Annotated in this window: 17 protein-coding genes and 1 pseudogene; 9 read left to right on the top strand and 9 right to left on the bottom strand. The window is 61.8% G+C overall.

Features of this window, described 5'->3' with window-relative positions; all coding sequences use genetic code 11:
- Nucleotides 1–11: 11 nt before the first annotated feature.
- Nucleotides 12–470, bottom strand: coding sequence for an Lrp/AsnC family transcriptional regulator (locus tag IB244_RS25720; protein ID WP_018858578.1), 459 nt, complete (start codon nt 468–470; stop codon nt 12–14).
- Nucleotides 471–590: 120 nt separating this feature from the next.
- Here IB244_RS25720 and IB244_RS25725 point away from each other — a divergent pair, with 120 nt between their 5' ends.
- A complete protein-coding gene (locus IB244_RS25725) occupies nt 591–1,874 on the top strand; it encodes a cystathionine gamma-synthase family protein (protein ID WP_018116986.1) in 1,284 nt (427 codons plus the stop codon).
- Between the two features lie 20 nt (nt 1,875–1,894).
- On the opposite strand, the gene IB244_RS25730 is transcribed toward IB244_RS25725, so the two are convergent.
- Complete coding sequence (locus IB244_RS25730) at nt 1,895–2,266, bottom strand: hypothetical protein (RefSeq protein WP_037090126.1); 372 nt, start codon at nt 2,264–2,266, stop codon at nt 1,895–1,897.
- 216 nt (nt 2,267–2,482) lie between these two features.
- Between IB244_RS25730 and IB244_RS32555 the strand changes: the two are divergent.
- Nucleotides 2,483–2,617, top strand: a pseudogene (locus IB244_RS32555) (diguanylate cyclase domain-containing protein); the annotation flags it as partial.
- Between the two features lie 73 nt (nt 2,618–2,690).
- On the opposite strand, the gene IB244_RS25740 reads toward IB244_RS32555, so the two are convergent.
- Nucleotides 2,691–3,164, bottom strand: coding sequence for a VOC family protein (locus tag IB244_RS25740; RefSeq protein WP_192306109.1), 474 nt, complete (start codon nt 3,162–3,164; stop codon nt 2,691–2,693).
- 204 nt (nt 3,165–3,368) lie between these two features.
- Between IB244_RS25740 and IB244_RS25745 the strand changes: the two genes are divergently transcribed.
- The 3 genes from IB244_RS25745 to IB244_RS25755 are packed head-to-tail and all read left to right on the top strand — an operon-like array spanning nt 3,369 to nt 8,637.
- Nucleotides 3,369–5,165: an acyl-CoA dehydrogenase C-terminal domain-containing protein gene (locus IB244_RS25745; RefSeq protein WP_169683771.1), complete on the top strand. Its 1,797-nt coding sequence runs from the start codon at nt 3,369–3,371 to the stop codon at nt 5,163–5,165.
- 37 nt (nt 5,166–5,202) lie between these two features.
- Complete coding sequence (locus IB244_RS25750; RefSeq protein ID WP_192306111.1) at nt 5,203–6,411, top strand: acetyl-CoA C-acetyltransferase; 1,209 nt, start codon at nt 5,203–5,205, stop codon at nt 6,409–6,411.
- Nucleotides 6,412–6,423: 12 nt separating this feature from the next.
- Nucleotides 6,424–8,637 carry a 3-hydroxyacyl-CoA dehydrogenase NAD-binding domain-containing protein gene (locus IB244_RS25755; protein WP_192306113.1) on the top strand — a complete coding sequence of 738 codons (2,214 nt, stop codon included), beginning with the start codon at nt 6,424–6,426 and terminating at the stop codon, nt 8,635–8,637.
- A gap of 61 nt (nt 8,638–8,698) precedes the next feature.
- Here IB244_RS25755 and IB244_RS25760 read toward each other — a convergent pair whose 3' ends face one another.
- From IB244_RS25760 to IB244_RS25770, 3 genes are all read right to left on the bottom strand, one after another.
- Entirely contained in the window at nt 8,699–9,127 is a 429-nt protein-coding gene (locus tag IB244_RS25760) for a plastocyanin/azurin family copper-binding protein (RefSeq protein ID WP_018858582.1), read from the bottom strand.
- Nucleotides 9,128–9,252: 125 nt separating this feature from the next.
- On the bottom strand, nt 9,253–10,368 hold the full coding sequence (locus IB244_RS25765) for a flavin-containing monooxygenase (protein WP_113471927.1): 1,116 nt from the start codon (nt 10,366–10,368) through the stop codon (nt 9,253–9,255).
- A gap of 51 nt (nt 10,369–10,419) precedes the next feature.
- Entirely contained in the window at nt 10,420–11,829 is a 1,410-nt protein-coding gene (locus IB244_RS25770; RefSeq protein WP_192306115.1) for a DUF1254 domain-containing protein, read from the bottom strand.
- Between the two features lie 630 nt (nt 11,830–12,459).
- Between IB244_RS25770 and IB244_RS25775 the strand changes: the two genes are divergently transcribed.
- Complete coding sequence (locus IB244_RS25775; protein ID WP_156828782.1) at nt 12,460–12,738, top strand: hypothetical protein; 279 nt, start codon at nt 12,460–12,462, stop codon at nt 12,736–12,738.
- A gap of 300 nt (nt 12,739–13,038) precedes the next feature.
- Here the strand turns inward: IB244_RS25775 and IB244_RS25780 are convergent, their stop codons facing one another.
- Entirely contained in the window at nt 13,039–14,661 is a 1,623-nt protein-coding gene (locus tag IB244_RS25780) for an ABC-F family ATP-binding cassette domain-containing protein (protein ID WP_169683768.1), read from the bottom strand.
- Nucleotides 14,662–14,941: 280 nt separating this feature from the next.
- Between IB244_RS25780 and IB244_RS25785 the strand changes: the two genes are divergently transcribed.
- Nucleotides 14,942–15,574, top strand: a complete 633-nt coding sequence (locus tag IB244_RS25785; RefSeq protein ID WP_062373483.1) for a TerC family protein — start codon at nt 14,942–14,944, stop codon at nt 15,572–15,574.
- Nucleotides 15,575–15,597: 23 nt separating this feature from the next.
- Here the strand turns inward: IB244_RS25785 and IB244_RS25790 are convergent, their stop codons facing one another.
- Nucleotides 15,598–16,161 carry a DUF922 domain-containing Zn-dependent protease gene (locus IB244_RS25790; RefSeq protein WP_113471936.1) on the bottom strand — a complete coding sequence of 188 codons (564 nt, stop codon included), beginning with the start codon at nt 16,159–16,161 and terminating at the stop codon, nt 15,598–15,600.
- Between the two features lie 310 nt (nt 16,162–16,471).
- On the opposite strand from IB244_RS25790, the gene IB244_RS25795 reads away from it, so the two are divergent.
- Nucleotides 16,472–17,392 (top strand): sulfite exporter TauE/SafE family protein, encoded by a 921-nt coding sequence (locus IB244_RS25795; protein WP_192306117.1) that lies wholly within the window; start codon nt 16,472–16,474, stop codon nt 17,390–17,392.
- Nucleotides 17,392–18,198 (top strand): TIGR02186 family protein, encoded by an 807-nt coding sequence (locus IB244_RS25800; RefSeq protein WP_018858590.1) that lies wholly within the window; start codon nt 17,392–17,394, stop codon nt 18,196–18,198. Before IB244_RS25795 ends, IB244_RS25800 begins: the two co-directional genes overlap by 1 nt.
- Here the strand turns inward: IB244_RS25800 and IB244_RS25805 are convergent, their stop codons facing one another.
- Nucleotides 18,199–18,705: a helix-turn-helix domain-containing protein gene (locus tag IB244_RS25805; protein WP_169683767.1), complete on the bottom strand. Its 507-nt coding sequence runs from the start codon at nt 18,703–18,705 to the stop codon at nt 18,199–18,201.
- Nucleotides 18,706–18,718 lie beyond the last annotated feature (13 nt).

An 18,718-nucleotide genomic window follows, 5' to 3' on the forward strand; every position in this document is an offset into this window, starting at 1 on the left:
GCTTGCGGATACTACACCCGCCGCGCCTTGATCGTATTCATCACGAAGCTGGTTTCAATCGTATCGACGCATTTCAGCCGGGCGATCTTTCCCTTGATGAACCGTTCGTAGTCCTCGAGGCCTGAACTCATAACCTTCAGCACGTAGTCGCGCGATCCGGTGACGAGATGGCACTCCAGTACCTCGTCCCACCCGCGAACCGCGCTCTCGAACATCTGGATTTCGTCCTCGTGCTGGCGGCTGAGCCGAACCGACGCCAGCGCCGTCATCGTCCAGCCGTCAATGGTGGGATCGACGAGTGTCGTGTAGCCCTGAATGATGTCAGCATCCTCCAGCCGGCGCAGACGGCGCAGGCAGGCGGACGCAGAAAGCCCGACACGCTCGGCAAGCTCGTTGTTGGGAAGGCGAGCGTCGCTCATCAGCTCCTTGAGGATTTTCCGATCCATATCGTCAGCAATTTTCTGCGTCACAATTCGCCATTCTCCGCAATAAGTTGCTTTATAGAGCATAGCCGCGCGGCAAATAGCAAGAACAGTCCGCGCGTTCTGATATAATTTGCGAGCATCACGGCATCTCGCGAGGAGACGACAATGACCGCACCGCATCCTTCCAAGACTCATATCGGCAACCACGCCCTGCATCCCGAAACGCAGATGCTGAACTATGGCTACGATCCGGAATTGTCGGAAGGGGCGGTAAAGCCACCGGTGTTCCTAACGTCGACCTTCGTCTTCAAGTCCGCCGAGGACGGCCGCGATTTCTTCGACTACGTCTCCGGCCGCAAGGAACCGCCAGAAGGCAAAGGCGCGGGGCTCGTCTATTCGCGCTTCAATCACCCCAACAGCGAGATCGTCGAGGACCGGCTTGCCGTTTACGAGCGAACAGAAAGCTGCGCCCTATTTTCGTCAGGTATGTCGGCGATCGCCACGACGCTCTTGGCCTTCGTTCGTCCCGGCGATGCCGTGCTCCACTCCCAGCCGCTCTACGGTGGAACGGAAACCCTGCTGGCCAAGACCTTCCTCAATCTCGGCGTTGCGGCGGTGGGCTTTGCCGATGGCGTCAGCGAGGCATCGGTGCAAGCGGCTGCGGAACAAGCCATGGCCAAGGGCCGGGTGTCTGTCATCCTTGTCGAGACGCCAGCCAATCCGACAAACAGCCTCGTCGACGTCGCAATGATCCGCCGTGTCGCAGACGCGATCGGCAGGAAACAGGGACACACGCCTGTTATTGCTTGCGACAACACGCTGCTTGGCCCTGTCTTCCAGCGGCCGATCGAGCACGGCGCCGATATCTCGCTCTACTCGCTGACCAAGTATGTCGGCGGCCACTCGGACCTGATCGCGGGTGCTGCCCTCGGCTCGAAGGCCGTCATGAAGCAGGTCAAGGCACTGCGCGGCGCCATCGGCACGCAGCTTGACCCGCACTCCTGCTGGATGCTCGGCCGCTCGCTGGAGACCCTGCAGATCCGCATGGAGCGGGCCAACAACAACGCCCGCGTCGTTGCCGACTTCCTGCGCGAGCATCCAAAGGTCGAGGGGATCCACTACCTGCCCTATCACGACGCCAATTCGCCGGTCGGGCGGACCTTCGCGGCGCAGTGCAGCGGTGCGGGATCGACCTTTTCGTTCGATATCGTTGGCGGCCAGCCGGCCTCGTTCAAGTTCCTGAACGCCCTGCAGATCTTCAAGCTCGCGGTCAGCCTCGGCGGCACGGAATCGCTCGCCAGCCATCCGGCAACGATGACGCATTCGGGTGTGCCGGCCGACGTCCGCCAGCGGATCGGCGTCCTGGAATCGACCATCCGCCTGTCGATCGGCATCGAGCATCCGGACGATCTCGTCGCCGACCTGCAACAGGCATTGGACGCCGCGTGAACCTGGAGCCTAGCGGCGGCTCAGGCCGCCGCCGTTTCCCTCACATCGTCGAGCAGGAAATGCACGACGACGTACTTCGTCGTGTAGTGGCGGCCGCTGTCGGAAACATTGTCGACGCTGCCGCCATCGGCGGGGTGCCACCGATGATAGTGCGGATTGGTGGTGATCAAGGTGATCGCCTTGCCGGCCATCTTGCCATCGAGACGGTAGCGCATTTCGGCCAGCGGCCAGATGCGCTCGTAGTCCTCCATGGACATGCGGACCTTCAGGGCCTTGCGGCTCACCGCCTCGCTGCGTGAGCCGTCTTCGTGCTCCACCGCCGGCAGCTCCAGCGTGACTTCCTCGGCTCCATCGAGAATGGAATTGAACTCCTCCGGCCACATCCGTCTCATAAAATCGCTCCTCCAAAGCTCTTTCATCAGTCTGCCTTGTGAAATCTAGCCTGTCTTCCCCCGGAAGCAAACAGTTCCGGCAAAGCTTAGACGAAAGCCTCACGCGCAGTGTGGGCGTTGTCCACATTTAGGAACGCCGCTATGCACTTGCCCTCAGCCCCATCGCATCATTGTATGTGCCGACGCATCGATGACGGAGAAACAGCCGGGCTGACGGCGAACGAGACCTTTGGGGCGCTCTATCTCGATATGGATGGCTTCAATGGCATCAATGACAGGCTCGGCCGTCACGCCGGCGATGAGGTTCTGCGAGAGGCCGCAAACCGCATCCGCACGGCTAGAGTTGCAGGCGTTTTCAATGCCCGCACACGACCCACAAGATTGCCGTTCCCGCACCGCCACGACCGAAAACTGCCATCAAGAGCTACCGGTAGGCTGCTTCGAGCTTCGCGATATCGAGCTTCACCATGTCGAGCAGGACTTCGGTGACACGCTTGGCGCGCTCCCGGTCGGGATCGGCAATCATCTCACTCAGCACGCGGGGAACGATCTGCCAACACAGGCCCCATCGGTCCCGCAGCCAGCCGCACTGCTCCTCCACGCCGCCGTTCTCCAGGAAGGTGCTCCAGATCCGGTCGATCTCCTGCTGCGTCTCGCATTGTACCGAGATCGAGAATGCATGGTTGAACGCATCAAGCGGACCGGCTTGCATGGCCACGAAATCCTGATGCCCGAGCTTGAACTCGATGATGATGACACTGCCGGGCGGGCCGCTCGGCGTCTCGGCCGGAAGCACGGTCGTGCGCCCCATGGACGCATTCGGGATCGTTGCCACATAGAATTCGACTGCCTGCTGGACGTCCTTCTCAAACCAGAGATTCGAACTGACCTTGAGCATGGATTGTCCTCCTCGTTGTTGCTCTGATGAAAGGTTCGACACCCCAAGGACGTTCCCGGTCGGCCCTTCCCGACACCGCACCACACAATCGCATCACAAATTCGAGCAAGCGCGAAATTTGACGTTTACGCAAACGTCAATATTTTGTAAGAGACTCTCAAATGCCGGCTTCGTCCGGCGTGCCGAATTGGAGGAATTCGAACGATGCCAGTCTATAAGGCCCCGGTAAACGACACGCTTTTCGTGCTGAACGACGTGCTCGGCCTGGAACGCTACAACAATCTTCCGGGGTTTGCCGACGCGACGCCTGACATGATCGAGGCGATTCTCGGAGAATCGGCAAAGCTTGCCGAGGAAGTGCTTTTCCCGCTGAACTATTCCGGCGATCAGCAAGGCTGCGTGCGCCATGAAGACGGCTCGGTCTCGGTGCCCGATGGTTTCAAGGGCGGCTATGACGCCTATTGCCATGGCGGCTGGACTGGCCTTGCGGTTCCCGAGCAATTCGGCGGCCAGGGTCTTCCCTACGCACTGCATGCCGCCGTCGGCGAATACACCTCCTCCGCCAACATGTCGCTGATGATGTACCCGGGGCTCACCCAGGGCGCGATCGCGGCGATCTTCGTGCATGGCTCGGAGGAGCAGAAGCAGACCTATCTGCCGAAGATGGTTTCCGGCGAATGGTCCGGCACCATGAACCTCACCGAGCCGCATTGCGGCACCGATCTCGGCCTGCTGCGCACCAAGGCGGTGCCGCAGGCAGACGGCAGCTACAAGCTGTCAGGCCAGAAGATCTTCATCTCGGCCGGCGAGCACGACATGACCGACAACATCGTGCATCTGGTGTTGGCGCGCATCGAGGGCGCACCTGAAGGCACGAAGGGCATTTCGCTGTTCATCGTGCCGAAGTACCTGGTCAAGGCGGACGGCACGGTCGGTGCGCGCAACCAGGTTTCCTGCGGTGCGATCGAGCACAAGATGGGCATTCACGGCAACGCCACCTGCGTCATGAATTATGACGGGGCAACCGGCTTCCTCATCGGTGCCGAGAACAAGGGTCTCAGCGCCATGTTCGTGATGATGAACGAGGCGCGTCTCAGCGTCGGCCTGCAGGGACTGGCGATCTCCGAAGTCGCCTATCAGAACGCCGTCAACTATGCCCGCGAGCGCATCCAGGGCCGTTCACTGTCAGGCCCGAAGGCGCCGGACAATAAAGCCGACCCGATCATCGTGCATCCGGATATCCGCCGCTCGCTGATGACGATCCGCGCCTTCAATGAGGCAGGCCGCGCCTTCCTGCTGTGGACGGCCCTGAAATCCGACATCGCCCACCGTTCGGCGGACGAGAAGGAGCGCCAGACCGCCGACGACATTCTCGGCCTCGTCACGCCGATCCTGAAGGGCGTCCTGACCGACAAGGGCTTCGACCACGCGGTCATGGCACAGCAGGTCTTCGGCGGTCACGGCTACATCGAAGAGCACGGCATGAGCCAGTATGTGCGCGACGCGCGCATCGCCATGATCTACGAGGGCGCCAACGGCATTCAGGCGCTCGACCTGGTCGGCCGCAAGCTCGGCCAGAACGGCGGCCGCGCCGTCATGGCGCTGTTCAAGGAAATCGGCGATTTCTGCGAGGAGAACCGCAACGAAGAACAGATGGCCTTCTTCACCAAGAACCTGAAGAAGGGGTTGAACGACGTGCAGGCGGCGACCATGTGGTTCATGCAGCACGCCATGGCCAAGCCCGACAATGCCGGCGCCGGCTCCACCGACTACATGCATCTCTTCGGCCTCGTCGTGCTCGGTTACATGTGGGCAAAGATGGCCAAGGCTGCCAATGATGGCCTTGCCGCTGGAGAAACCGAACGCGAAACATTCCTGCGCAACAAGCTGATATCAGCCCGTTTCTTCATGGAGCGGATCATGCCGGAAACGGCACTGCGCAAGGCCCGCATCGAGACCGGCGCGGAAACGATGATGACGTTGGCCGCCGAGGCCTTTTGAGTTCAACGGCGCTTGCCGCCGATAGGGAGATAGAGGAATGACCGAGGTTTTCATTTACGACCACGTGCGCACGCCACGCGGCCGCGGCAAGAAGGATGGCTCGCTGCACGAGGTGCCGTCGGTGCGGCTTGCCGCCAAGACGCTGGAGGCGATCCGCGACCGCAACGGGCTCGATACGGCAACGGTCGATGACATCGTCATGGGCTGCGTCGATCCAGTGATGGAAGCAGGCGCGGTCATCCCGCGTGGGGCCGCCTTCGAGGCAGGCTACTCCACCAAGGCGCCCGGCATGCAGATCTCCCGCTTCTGCGCTTCCGGCCTCGACGCAGTGAATTTCGGCGCGGCGAAGATCGCCCAGGGCGCCGATGACATCGTCATCGCAGGCGGCGTCGAAAGCATGTCTCGCGTCGGCCTCGGCATGTCCGGCGGCGCCTGGTTCATGGATCCGTCGGTGAACTTCCCGGCCTATTTCATGCCGCAGGGCGTCTCCGCCGATCTGATTGCCACCAAATACGGCTTCTCGCGCGACGACGTCGATGCCTATGCCGTCGAGAGCCAGAAGCGCGCTGCGAATGCCTGGGAGAATGGCTACTTCAAGAACTCCGTCATTCCTGTGAAGGACCAGAATGGCCTTGTTATCCTTGCCCATGACGAGCACATGCGCCCAGGCACCGACATGCAGGCGCTGGCGGCGCTCAACCCCTCCTTCCAGATGCCGGGCGAGATGGGCGGCTTCGAAGCCGTCGCCATCCAGGCGCATCCGGAGGTCGAGCGCCTCAACTACGTTCACCACGCCGGCAATTCCTCCGGCATCGTCGATGGCGCGGCCGCCGTGCTGCTCGGCTCGAAGGCCGGCGGCGAAGGCATGGGCGTCAAGCCCCGCGGCCGCATCAAGGCCTTTGCCAATATCGGCTCCGACCCGGCGCTGATGCTGACCGGCCCTGTCGACGTCACCGAAAAGCTTCTGAAACGATCAGGCATGTCGCTCGCCGACATCGATCTCTTCGAGCTCAACGAAGCCTTCGCCGCCGTCGTGCTGCGCTACATGCAGGCCTTCGAGATCCCGCACGACAAGATCAACGTCAACGGCGGCGCCATCGCCATGGGCCATCCGCTCGGCGCCACCGGCGCGATGATCCTGGGCACCGTGCTGGACGAACTGGAGCGGCGCGACCTCAACACCGCGCTCGTCACGCTCTGCATCGGCGCCGGCATGGGCACCGCAACCGTCATCGAACGCGTCTAAGGGAGAGAGACGATGACCTACAAGAACTTCACCGTCGAAACCGACGCGGACGGCATCGCTCTCGTCACCTGGGACATGCCCGGCAAATCCATGAACGTCTTCACCGAAGAGGTGATGGACGAGTTGAACGCCATCGTTGATGCCGTCGTTGCCGATAGCGCCGTCAAGGGCGCGGTTATCACCTCGGGCAAGTCGAGCTTCTCGGGCGGCGCGGACCTCTCGATGATCAAGTCGATGTTCTCGCTCTATCAGCAGGAGAAGGCCGCCAATCCCGATGGCGCTGCGCAGAAGCTGTTCGATCTCGTCGGCCGCATGACCGGCCTCTTCCGCAAAGTCGAAACCTCCGGTAAGCCCTGGGTTTCGGCGATCAACGGCACCTGCATGGGCGGCGCCTTCGAATTGTCGCTCGCCTGCCATGGCCGCGTCGCCTCGAATGCCAAGTCGGTGAAGATCGCGCTGCCCGAGGTCAAGGTCGGCATCTTCCCCGGTGCCGGCGGCACGCAGCGTGTCTCGCGCCTGGCGGACGCCCAGTCGGCCCTGCAGATGATGACGACAGGCCAGTCGCTGACAGCAGCACGCGCCAAGGCGATGAACCTCGTGCATCAGGTGGTCGAGCCGGATCAGCTGATCCCGGCTGCCAAGCAGATGATCAAGGACGGCCTCAAGCCAGTCGCGCCTTGGGACGAAAAGGGTTTCAAGGCGCCCGGCGGCGGTATCTGGACGCCTGCGGCAGCGCAGCTCTGGCCGGCCGCACCGGCGATCCTGCGCCGCGAAACGGCGGGCAACTACCCGGCAGCACTCGCAATCCTCAAATGCGTCTATGAAGGCCTACAGGTGCCTTTCGACACCGGCCTCAAGATCGAACAGCGCTATTTCACCGAGATCCTGCAAACCAGCGAAGCCTTCTCGATGATCCGTTCGCTCTTCATCTCCATGCAGGAGCTCGGCAAAGGGGCCCGCCGCCCCGCCGGAATCCCGAAAACGGAGTTGAAGAAAGTGGGTGTCGTCGGCGCCGGTTTCATGGGAGCCTCGATCGCCTATGTAACCGCCGCCGCCGGCATCCCCGTCACCCTCATCGACCGCGACATCGAAGCGGCGGCCAAGGGCAAGGGCGTCGGTGAAGGCCTGGTGAAGGACTCGATCGGTAAGGGACGCCTTACGCATGATGACGGTGCGGCGCTGCTTTCGCGCATCGTCCCGTCCGCGGACTATGCCGACCTCAAGGATGCTGATCTCGTCATTGAAGCCGTGTTCGAAGACCGTGAGGTCAAGAAGGCCGTGATCGAGGCGGTTGAAGCCGTGCTGCCGGAAGGCGCCATCTTCGCTTCCAACACCTCGACCCTGCCGATTTCAGGCCTTGCCAAGAACTCCAAGCGCCCTGCCGATTTCATCGGCGTGCATTTCTTCTCGCCGGTCGAGAAGATGATGCTGACCGAGGTCATTCTTGGCAAGCAGACCGGCGACAAGGCGCTGGCGGTGGCACTCGATTACGTCGCCGCAATCAAGAAGACGCCCATCGTCGTCAACGACACCCGCGGCTTCTTCGTTAACCGCTGCGTCTTCCGCTATATCCACGAAGCCTACGACATGCTGATCGAGGGCGTCCCGCCCGCGATGATCGAGAATGCTGCCAAGATGGCCGGCATGCCGGTCGGCCCGCTCTCATTGAACGACGAGGTGGCGATCGATCTGTCGCAGAAAATCCTCAAGGCCACCGTCGCCGATCTCGGCGAAGCCGCCGTCGATCCTGAACATATGGCGCTGATCAACAAGATGGTCGACGAGCTCGACCGCCGCGGCCGCAAGAACGGCAAGGGCTTCTACGACTATCCGGCGAAACCGGCCAAGAAGTCGCTTTGGCCCGAGCTGAAGACCTTCTACCCGCAGAAGAAGGCGGAAGACGTCGATGTCGAGGTGCTGAAGCAGCGCTTCCTCGTCACCATCGCACTGGAGGCAGCCCGCACCATCGAGGAAGGCATCGTCACCGATCCGCGCGAGGCCGACGTCGGCTCCATCCTCGGCTTCGGCTTCGCGCCCTATACCGGCGGCGTGCTCTCCTACGTCGACGGGATGGGCGTGAAGGCCTTCGTGGAGCTATGTGAAACGTTAACCGTAGCTTACGGTGCACACTTCAAGCCGACGGCGCTGCTTGAGGACATGGCGGCCAAGGGCGAGACCTTCTACGGCCGCTTCGACCCTTACGCAAAGGATAAGGAGGCGGCGTAAGCCGCCTCTGGCACCTGTCATCAAAGCCAGCGGTGCTTTCGGCTGGCTTTCGATCTCGCGGCTACTTGGTCACGGTAAGGCTGGCCTGCATGCCCGCCTCGTAATGCCCCTTGATATTGCACAGAAGCAGGTAGGCGCCGGGCGCGAGCTTCGTTTTCAACTGCCCGTCCGCTCCCGGCTTTAGGTCCGAGACTTCGCCGATGCTCTTGAGCTGCTTTTCATCGACCCTATGCCTGGATGCAATCAACGGAACCTTCTGGTCCGGGGACTTCAGCTTGACGAGCACCATCTCGTGCTCCTCGGTCATCGCGTCGTTGTGAACCGCGAAGATCGTTTCCCCTGCCTTGATCGTGGCCTGGTCGAGCGTCAGGGTCATCGGCCCGCCGCCCTCGCCGCCTTCGGTCACTTTCACAGTCGTAGCCGCCCATGACGGCGAAGCGGTTGCGATCGCGGCAGATGCGGCGAGAGCGTACCATGCGTACCTGTTCATCAAATCAGCCTTTCCGTTGCAGCCCGCGCTTCATGTAGGCAGCACGTCTGACGCCAGCCTGAACGGCTGGTCCAACCGTCGCAGGCTCGGCAACACAAAGCCGGTCCCGGGCGATGGACGACACTTCATTGGCCGGCGATGGAGGCCGCGATCTTCTCGGCCTCAAGTCCGATTTCCCGGAGAAGGCCGGTTGGAACGGCGGTGAAGCCGCAAAAGTAGAGGCCATCATTCGCCGGCTGGAGATCTCCGCGCGCGGGACCGTCGGCGCCGCCAAATCGTTGTTTGAAGTCGGCCAGCAGCGCCTCGAGCCCCGGCCGATAGCCGGTCGCAAGGACGATCGCGTCAAAAATGCCGGAGCGGCCATCCGCGAATTGCACCTGGCGATCGTCGGAACTCGTGACGGCAGGGAACACCTTGATATCCCCCGACCTGATCCGCTCGATCGTGCCGATGTTGATCATCGGCGTGCGGCCCCTTTCGATAATGCCGGCCAGCGGCCCGCCTTTTGCCCTTTCCACTCCGAACGCCCCGAGGTCCCCGAAACGCAGGCTGAGGATCGGCGCGTTCACCGCGTCGACTAGGCGATAGGGAAGGAACCGCTGGGCGATGGCAATGCTGGCGGTCGTCACGCCGAACAGCTCGAGCGGCACGACGTTGACCGGACCACGCACGGACATGGCGACATGAAGGCCGGCCTCGGCGCATTCGAGAGCGATCTCGCCGGCGGAGTTGCCGAAGCCGACGACGAGGACCCGCTCGGCTGCAAGCTCCGCGGCATTCCGGAACTCCGAGGAGTGCAGAAGCTTGCCCGAAAACAGCTCCTGCCCCTCCCAGGACGGCCTTATCGGCGCGTTCGAAAGCCCGGTCGCGAGGATGACATTGCTCGCCTCGAATGCCCCCTCGAAGCTCTCGACAATCCACGCCTTGTCCTTGCGGATCGTCGTCGCGCGCACGCCGAACCTGACCTCGATGTCGTTCGAGGAGCTATAGGTTTCGAGATACTCGATCACCTGCTGCCGCGAGGGATACTTCGGAAACCGCCGTGGCATTGGCATTCCCGGCAGAGCCGAGTGCATCTTGTGGGTATGCAGCCGAAGGCGGTCGTAGTGGCGATGCCAGGAGGCAGCCAGCGTGTCGCCTTTCTCAAGCACCAGAAACGGGCGTCCACGCGCCTGCAGCGCCACGGCGCAGGCCAATCCTGCCGGTCCCGCACCGATGATGATCGTTTCTGTATCCGTCATGGGAGCTCTTGGCTCACGATGCCAGTCATAAATGGGCTCTCGTGCTGACACCTAGGGCGCGGCGACCCTGACGACATCCGACAACACCCACTTCTTGTCAAAAAACTCCTTCGTCGGGCCGTAGGCGCGGAACATCAGTTCGAACTGCCGCTTCGGATCGGTCGGCACCCAATTGGTGTCCTTGCCCTTGGGGGCCTTGGGACCGAAATAGAGATCGACGGATCCGTCTCCGTTCTTCACCAGTTCCGGAATCTGCGACGAACGGCTGGCACGCGCAACATTCTTGATCAGCGCGTGCGTCTGCCGGTCATAGGCCGTCACCGACCAATATTGCTGGACGGGAACATTGCCAGGCACATGGAGACGATAGGTCTTGCCGCCGTCGAAGGCATTGCCATCCTTGTCGCGGATCGAGATCGCATAGAACTGACCGGCCCCGAGCCTCTTGATGCCGATATAGGCATAGCTGTAGGCAACGCCGCGATGATCGACCGGATAGGCGTCCTGTTCGGCGAAATCAGATTGCATGGCCTTGATGAGATCGGGATAGGCCGGGAAGGTCCAGCGGCTCTTCTCGCTGAATAAGGGCGGCAGACCGGCATCGTATTTCGCCTCCAGTAGGGTCTCGGCCTCCTTGATGCCCTTGGTCAGCAGGGATTTGGTGTGGCGATCGGGCTCAAACGGCTTGTCTTTCTCTATGCCGATCGATTTCAGCTGGTCGATCATCACGCGGTCGCGGGAGATCCACGGCTCTTCCTGTACGACACGGTTCAGATTGTCGAAGAAGCTCGCGTCCCATCTGATCGTGGAATCGAACAGAACATCCTTCACGTCGGAGAAAACGGTCTCCGGCGGATTGGCGGCGGCCGACAGCGGATAGATTTTCAGCTTCTTGCCGTAGTCGATGGAGGCCTGGACATCGGCATCACCATGGCTCGCAAGGTTCGAACGAAACAGCATGTAGCCGCCGTAGACCTCGGACCGCAGCGGAATGAACCCGTCCGGCAGCTTGTCCGTGTAACCCGGCGGCAGGACCACGAACTTGCCGCCTTTGCCCTTGTCGTATCCGAGCAGACCGGCATCCTCGAGCGGCAATTGCCATGCGGTGACGATATTGCCGTTGAAGGAGGCCTTTTCCTCCGCCGGCGGCAGATCGAGAACGACGGGGCCGTCCTTCGTGCTGAAGAAAACCATGAAGTAGAGAGCGTCCGGATTGGGCGTCAGCGTCTGGTTCATCCAGTCCAGCGGGCGACCCCAATAGATGACCTGTCCGACCTTGCCGGGCGTCTTCTCAAGCATCTCCTGCCGCATCAGATCGTAGTTGACGACGGGTATGCCCCAAACTGCCGCCTGGACTGCATTCCGCTCGATCTCTTGGTCGAACACCTGCCGTGCGGTCCTATCTGCCGAAAGTGCCGGACCGGCGAGCAGCAGCATGCATAGTAGCGCGATAGACCTCATGGCAGGCCTCCTCCGATCTTGATGCGTCATCCGGAGTGAATGCTTGCGGGGCTCAATACGGAAGTACGTTACGGTAAATGTGACCAGTATCCCATCTGCAGACTAGAGGCGGGTCCGACCATGCGAAATCGGGATATGCTGATGCAATATCCGATCGAGTGCATGGTGCCTCAGCGGAGCAAAACAGCGCCGAGTTAAGCCATATCAATCACTTATCCGATCTCTCATCCTCGCTCCCCGGCCCCGTGCCTAAAATCCTCCCGCTTCCGTCGCCGGGGTGTTTCGCGAGACTTTCGCGGGCAGGCGGGAGCCGGCGCCCTGCCGGAGGCTGTAACGTGTAGTCGAAGGCAGGGAGGCGAAAGCCGGGCATCGGCATTAGACCGCTGCCATCACAAGTCTCCCCCGGACGTTCCAGCATCCGGTTTGGTTCAGCCATGCAAGTTCGGGCCGATCTGCTCGGACGCAGCGAGACGAGGCGATCGCCTGAAGGGGTAGGGATATCCCGAAGAACGCCGAAGGCCACGCAAATGCGGAGCCACAATAAATCTAACCAGTGAGGTTCCGCATTTGCGTGGGCTCTCCGGATCGATGGTCGAAAACATGGCGGCGGAGCTGCCGTGGAGGAGACGCATGCGAAGCAGCCTGTTCCTGAAAAGACTTCTCGCCCTGCCCGTTGTCGACGTGCTCGCCGTCGTCGAGGCCATGAATTTCGAGGATGGCGGACTGGTCGATGGCGAGGAAAAGGCGCGATCCGGCGGATGCGTCATCACACGGCTGGCCGCCAGCGAGTGCGGCTTCTGGAAAGATTGCTCCATCGCCACCTGCCGTCGTGCCCGGGCCTGCAGGGGCAGGCTGACGGCGGCACAGATGCACCACGATGCCGGCTATCACCCTTACTTCCCGCCTTGAACGCGCGCCAATGAGGACCGGCGCCAGACCATCCTTCGAATGATGGGAACGATGCAACAGACGACTGCTGACGACACGGAGGAGTTCCGCGATCTGGAACGTCGCCTGGCTGAGGCGGCGCTGCGGCAACCGGAACTCCGGCCGCGGCTCGCCGCCTTCCCCGGTCGCTACGGCCTGCCCGGCAGCGCCAAATTGCCGATCGTAACGGCGACCTTTGAAGGACCCCGGCGAGGCCCGTGCAGTGGCCGTCACGATAGCGGCTCGCATCGAACCTGCAGGTCGACCGGCGCCCCGCTACCCTCAGCCCCGCAGGCCAGGTGCCTCGTAACCGGTGCGCTCGACGTATTCCGTGTAGCCGCCGCCATATTGGTGGATGCCGTCAGGCGTCAGTTCCAGCACGCGGTTGGAAAGCGCCGCGAGGAAATGCCGGTCGTGCGAGACAAACAGCATCGTGCCCTCGTATTGCGACAGCGCCTTGATCAGCATTTCCTTGGTGTCGAGGTCCAGGTGGTTGGTCGGCTCATCGAGCACCAGCAGGTTCGGCGGATCGAAGAGCATCTTGGCCATGACAAGCCGCGCCTTTTCGCCACCCGACAGCACGCGGCACTTCTTTTCGACGTCGTCGCCGGAGAAGCCGAAGCAGCCGGCCAGCGCTCTCAGCGGCGCCTGCCCTGCCTGCGGGAAGGAATCCTCCAGCCATTGCAGCACTGTCCGCTCGCCATCGAGGATATCCATGGCGTGCTGGGCGAAATAGCCCATCTTGACGCTGGCGCCGAGGGCAACGCTGCCCTGGTCCGGCTCGGCGGAACCAGCAACCAGCTTCAGCAGGGTCGACTTGCCGGCACCGTTGATGCCCATGATGCACCAACGCTCCTTGCGGCGGACCATGAAGTCCAGGCCTTCGTAGATGGTTCGGCTGCCGTACTTCTTGTGGACGTTCTTGAGGTTGATCACGTCTTCGCCGGAGCGCGGGGCCGGCAGGAAGTCGAAGGCGACCGTCTGGCGGCGCTTCGGTGGCTCGACCCGGTCGATCTTCTCCAGCTTCTTGACGCGGCTCTGCACCTGCGAGGCGTGCGATGCGCGCGCCTTGAAACGCTCGATGAACTTGATTTCCTTGGCAAGCATCGCCTGCTGGCGCTCGAACTGCGCCTGCTGCTGTTTCTCGTTCTGCGCCCGCTGCTGTTCGTAGAACCCGTAATCGCCGGAGTAGCTGTTCAACGAGCCGGCGTCGATCTCGATGATCTTGCCAACGATGCGGTTCATGAACTCGCGGTCGTGCGAGGTCATCAGAAGCGCCCCGTCATAGGTCTTCAGGAATTCTTCCAGCCAGATCAGGCTTTCCAGGTCCAGGTGGTTGCTCGGCTCGTCGAGCAGCATGACATCCGGACGCATCAGAAGAATGCGGGCGAGCGCCACGCGCATTTTCCAACCGCCCGACAGTCCGCCGACATCACCGTCCATCATTTCCTGGGTGAAGCTCAGGCCTGCCAGCACTTCGCGCGCACGCCCTTCCAGAGCGTAGCCGTCCAGTTCCTCGTACCGTGCCTGGACTTCGCCATAGCGCTCGATGATCCGGTCCATTTCGTCGAGCTTGTCGGGATCGACCATTTCCACTTCGAGTTCACGCAACTCGGCCGCGACGACGCTGACAGGCCCAGCACCTTCCATGACCTCGGCCACGGCGCTACGGCCGGCCATCTCGCCGACATCCTGATTGAAATAGCCGATCGTCACGCCCTTTTCGGCCGCGACCTGGCCTTCATCGGGCTGCTCCTGCCCGGTGATCATGCGAAAGAGCGTCGTCTTGCCGGCGCCATTCGGGCCGACGAGGCCGATCTTCTCGCCTCGGTTGAGGGCTGCGGAGGCTTCGATGAAGAGGATGCGGTGGCTGTTCTGCTTGCTGATATTCTCGATGCGAATCATGTCTGCGTGGAGTCCGAAAGCGTTGCTGCGCCCCTCGATCATGCCGGCCGGGGCTTTTTGCGGCTCTCGCTAGCACGTTCGCGGCGCAATGGCCAATCCCAGGCCATGCAAAGAACTCTACGTCAGGAAAATGAAGGTCGTTTGTCGACCGGGCGGAACTGCAACGGGCGACAGAACTTTTCCACAATAGGTCCTCGCCCCTTGATCAGCCGATCAGCGATCATTTATGCGTTATCGGCGCGCCGGCGGGCGTTTCGCATATGTCAGGGATTATCAGATTATGGAAATTTTCACCTCGGCCGGCTTGCTGGCGCTCTTGCAGGTCATTCTCATCGACCTCGTGCTTGCCGGCGACAACGCCGTCGTCATCGGTCTTGCCGCCGCCGGATTGCCGGCCGACCAACGCAAGAAGGCGATCCTCGTCGGTATTCTTGCTGCCACCGTGCTGCGTATCGCGCTCGCCAGCGTTACCGTCCAGCTTCTCGAGATCATCGGCCTGCTGCTGGCCGGCGGTATTCTCCTGCTCTGGGTCTGCTGGAAGATGTGGCGCGATCTGCGCAACGGCAGCGGCGAAGTGGAGGGTGCCGAAGGCGACGCGGCGGCGCCGAAGAAGACCTTCTTCCAGGCAGCCAGCCAGATCGTCATTGCCGACGTGTCGATGTCGCTCGACAACGTGCTCGCCGTTGCGGGGGCTGCCCGCGAACATCCGACGATCCTCGTCATCGGCCTCATCCTGTCGATTGCGATGATGGGTATTGCGGCGAACTTCATCGCGCGCCTGCTCAACCGCTACCACTGGATCGCCTATCTCGGCCTTGCCATCATCGTCTACGTGGCGCTGAGCATGATCTATCGCGGCGCCCTCGAGGTCTGGCCGCACCTCGCGCCGGTGGCCGCTGCCGCTTTGGGCTGAACCGCCATAGGTTCGAACGGCCCTCAGGGGCCGTTCACGAGCTGCAGGACGAGGCGGCGAATATTGCCGCCCTCGCTCATCTCCGCCTTGTCGAAATCGCGGCCCTGCTGTCGCTGTCGCGCCGAGAGTTCGCCGAGCCGCTTGGTGAGTTCGACCCGGATCTTGCGGCAATCCGGGTCATTGTCGGCGGAAAAGCCGACGCTCATCGCCTCGATGTCCCGGACCATCTGCTCGATATAGTCCCCGTGCACCCGCTCATGCGTTTCGATGCCGGCAATGAAGGTCGCCCAGCTTGCCTGGGTGGCAGCGGGAAGCTTGCCGGTCGGCTTCGGCAGCGTGTAGGTGATGATCAGCTTCGGCCGCGCCACGGCAAGCACGCAGGCATCGCCCCGGCGCTCGTATTTTCTGGTCCAGGTCAGCTTGAAAGTCGTGTGCGCCACCACCCGACCGCCGGCAAGCTCGGGACCGTGCTCGCCGATGGAATCGTACAAGGCTGCGCCGGAACTGCCCGTCACCGCGTAGGTCCGCACCTCTTCGATCGGCTGCCATTCCGCCTTCGCCGCAACCGGCTGAAGGACGCAAGCCATCAGCAACCAACGAACCAATCCTGCCTTCACGCGAATCCCCCGGACAATCCTGCTCCGACCCTAGTCGGCAGGCGTCTCGCATTCAACCGGCGATCCGGATGCGGCACTAGGCACGCTTTGTCGGGATCGACCCCTAAAGGTCTGTCATAAAACCCAAAAAAAGCCTGAATATTCGAGAGTGATCACGCTATCGAGTGGATCGCGTGTCGCTAATCGAAATCCTCTGGCAACGATTTCACCGTATGATGCACCATTCGAACAAGATGTAAGACGCCTGCCTGTGGGGGCAGTTCATAGATTGGGGTCTGCTGTGACAATCTATCTGCCTATCGCAGAATTGTCGGTGAACATCTTCGTCATTCTCGGCATGGGAGCAGCCGTCGGCTTTCTCTCCGGAATGTTCGGTGTCGGCGGCGGCTTCCTGATCACGCCGCTCCTGATCTTCTACAACATCCCGCCGGTCGTTGCCGTCGCCACCGGCGCCAATCAGGTCGTGGCCTCCTCCATATCCGGCGCCATCACGCATTTTCGGCGTGGATCGCTCGACCTGAAGCTCGGAACCGTACTGCTGATTGGGGGTCTCACCGGTGCGACAATCGGCATCTGGATCTTCTCGCTGCTCAGGCGGATCGGTCAGCTCGATCTCATCATCTCCTTGCTTTACGTCGTCTTTCTCGGCACGGTCGGTGGACTGATGCTGGTCGAGAGCGTCAGTGCCATGCGCCGTGCGGCGAAGAACGTGCCGCCGACACCGCGGCGCCCCGGTCATCACCATTGGGTGCACAAGCTGCCGCTGAAGATGCGGTTCAAGAAGTCGAAGATCTTCCTCAGTGTGATCCCGGTCGTCGCGCTCGGCTTCGGCATCGGCATCCTGACATCGGTCATGGGCGTCGGCGGCGGCTTCATCATGGTGCCGGCGATGATCTATCTCCTGCGCATTCCGACCAACGTGGTCGTCGGCACGTCGCTGTTCCAGATCATCTTCGTGACCGCCTACACGACGGTCGTGCAGGCGGCGACGAACTTCTCGGTCGACATCGTGCTCGCCTTTTTCCTAATGATTGCCGGCGTGATCGGCGCGCAGTATGGCGTGCGTGTCGGACAGAAGCTGCGCGGTGAGCAGCTTCGCGCGCTTCTCGGACTGCTGGTGCTTGCCGTCGGCCTTCGTCTTGCCGTTGCGCTCGTCGTAACCCCAGCGGACGTCTACTCCGTCGTCATGGGAGCGAATTGATGCGCCGCTTCCTCGCTGCTCTTCTATCTATCGTTCTCTTGCTGCCCACCGCAGCAATGGCGCAGATGCTGCTCCCGGGCCAGGCCGCGCAGAGCAAGACCGAAGGGCTGGAGATCGGCACCTCCACCAGCGAAATCGCCATCACTTCGGATTTTCGGGGCGCGGACCTGACGATCTTTGGAGCCGTGACCAACACTGACAGTCTTCTGTTGGCAATCGGCCAATATGACGTGGTCGTCGTTCTCGAGGGGCCGCGAGAAAACGCGACCGTGCGCCGGAAGGAGCGCGTGTTCGGCGTCTGGATGAATACGCGATCAATGACCTTCGAGGCGGTGCCGCACTCCTATTCGATGTCGAGTTCGCGCATGCTTGACGACATCACCACGCCGCTCGACCTCACCGATAGGGGGATCGGCATCGACCACATCCCGCTGACGCCGGTCGGCTTCGTCGGCAACGCCAGCAATCTCGGCGAATTCCGGCAGGCCTTTCGCCGACTGCAGGAAAACGGCGGCCTCTACGATCGCGACCCGAGCGGCGTGCGTTTCGTCAGTTCCAGCCTTTTCAAAGCCAGCCTGCGGCTGCCGGCAAACATTCCGAACGGCGTGCATACCGTGCGAGCCTATCTCTTCAAGAGCGGCAATTTCATCACTGAGAAGTCGGTGCCGTTGCGTGTCATCAAGACGGGCATCGAGCAGATGATTACCGACGCGGCGCACTCGCAGCCGATTGCCTACGGCCTGGTTTCTGTCTTCCTGGCGCTCATTACCGGCTGGGGTGCCAGCGTGGTGTTCCGCAAGGATTGATCAGGCGGATTTCGTCTTGCGGGCGACGACGCCGAGATAGGCTTCGGTGAGGCGCGCGAGGACGGACGGCGTTCCGGCAGGCAGCTTCTTGCCGAGATGCTTGGCGCGTAGCTCGTCCATGAATTCCTCCCAGAGTTCGGTGCCCCCCTCCTCCAGAAGCTCCGCCCGAATGGAGAGTTCCTCGGTAACCGGAAGATGCCTGCGACCCCACGCACCCATGTGCGCGAAGATGGGCACGAGTTGGATCGCCATTTCGGTCAGGCTATAGATTGCCTTCTGCTTGTGCGTCGGATCATCCTCACGCGTCAGCAATCCCCTGTCGACTAGGCGGCGGAGGCGGTCGGCAAGAATGTTCGAGGCAATTTTCTCCTGCGAATTCTGCAGCAGTTCGCGAAAATGGCGCCGATTGCCGAACATGATGTCGCGGATGACGATGAGGCTCCAGCGATCGCCGAGGACCTCGAGCGTCAGATTGATCGGGCAGCCGGAGCGATGAGCGTCGTCCATTAGCACCTCCAAA

The sequence above is a fragment of the Rhizobium sp. RHZ02 genome, from assembly GCF_014851575.1.
Classification (GTDB): Bacteria; Pseudomonadota; Alphaproteobacteria; order Rhizobiales; family Rhizobiaceae; genus Rhizobium; species Rhizobium altiplani.

What these genes read in the sequence shown, in the direction of transcription:
- IB244_RS25750 (WP_192306111.1), top strand. Translation starts at nt 5,203, where the DNA reads ATGACCGAGGTTTTCATTTACGACCACGTGCGCACGCCACGCGGCCGC.
- IB244_RS25780 (WP_169683768.1), bottom strand. Translation starts at nt 14,661, where the DNA reads ATGATTCGCATCGAGAATATCAGCAAGCAGAACAGCCACCGCATCCTC.
- IB244_RS25805 (WP_169683767.1), bottom strand. Translation starts at nt 18,705, where the DNA reads ATGGACGACGCTCATCGCTCCGGCTGCCCGATCAATCTGACGCTCGAG.
- IB244_RS25755 (WP_192306113.1), top strand. Translation starts at nt 6,424, where the DNA reads ATGACCTACAAGAACTTCACCGTCGAAACCGACGCGGACGGCATCGCT.
- IB244_RS25775 (WP_156828782.1), top strand. Translation starts at nt 12,460, where the DNA reads ATGCGAAGCAGCCTGTTCCTGAAAAGACTTCTCGCCCTGCCCGTTGTC.
- IB244_RS25725 (WP_018116986.1), top strand. Translation starts at nt 591, where the DNA reads ATGACCGCACCGCATCCTTCCAAGACTCATATCGGCAACCACGCCCTG.
- IB244_RS25730 (WP_037090126.1), bottom strand. Translation starts at nt 2,266, where the DNA reads ATGAGACGGATGTGGCCGGAGGAGTTCAATTCCATTCTCGATGGAGCC.
- IB244_RS25760 (WP_018858582.1), bottom strand. Translation starts at nt 9,127, where the DNA reads ATGAACAGGTACGCATGGTACGCTCTCGCCGCATCTGCCGCGATCGCA.
- IB244_RS25765 (WP_113471927.1), bottom strand. Translation starts at nt 10,368, where the DNA reads ATGACGGATACAGAAACGATCATCATCGGTGCGGGACCGGCAGGATTG.
- IB244_RS25800 (WP_018858590.1), top strand. Translation starts at nt 17,392, where the DNA reads ATGCGCCGCTTCCTCGCTGCTCTTCTATCTATCGTTCTCTTGCTGCCC.
- IB244_RS25740 (WP_192306109.1), bottom strand. Translation starts at nt 3,164, where the DNA reads ATGCTCAAGGTCAGTTCGAATCTCTGGTTTGAGAAGGACGTCCAGCAG.
- IB244_RS25770 (WP_192306115.1), bottom strand. Translation starts at nt 11,829, where the DNA reads ATGAGGTCTATCGCGCTACTATGCATGCTGCTGCTCGCCGGTCCGGCA.
- IB244_RS25790 (WP_113471936.1), bottom strand. Translation starts at nt 16,161, where the DNA reads ATGGCTTGCGTCCTTCAGCCGGTTGCGGCGAAGGCGGAATGGCAGCCG.
- IB244_RS25745 (WP_169683771.1), top strand. Translation starts at nt 3,369, where the DNA reads ATGCCAGTCTATAAGGCCCCGGTAAACGACACGCTTTTCGTGCTGAAC.
- IB244_RS25785 (WP_062373483.1), top strand. Translation starts at nt 14,942, where the DNA reads ATGGAAATTTTCACCTCGGCCGGCTTGCTGGCGCTCTTGCAGGTCATT.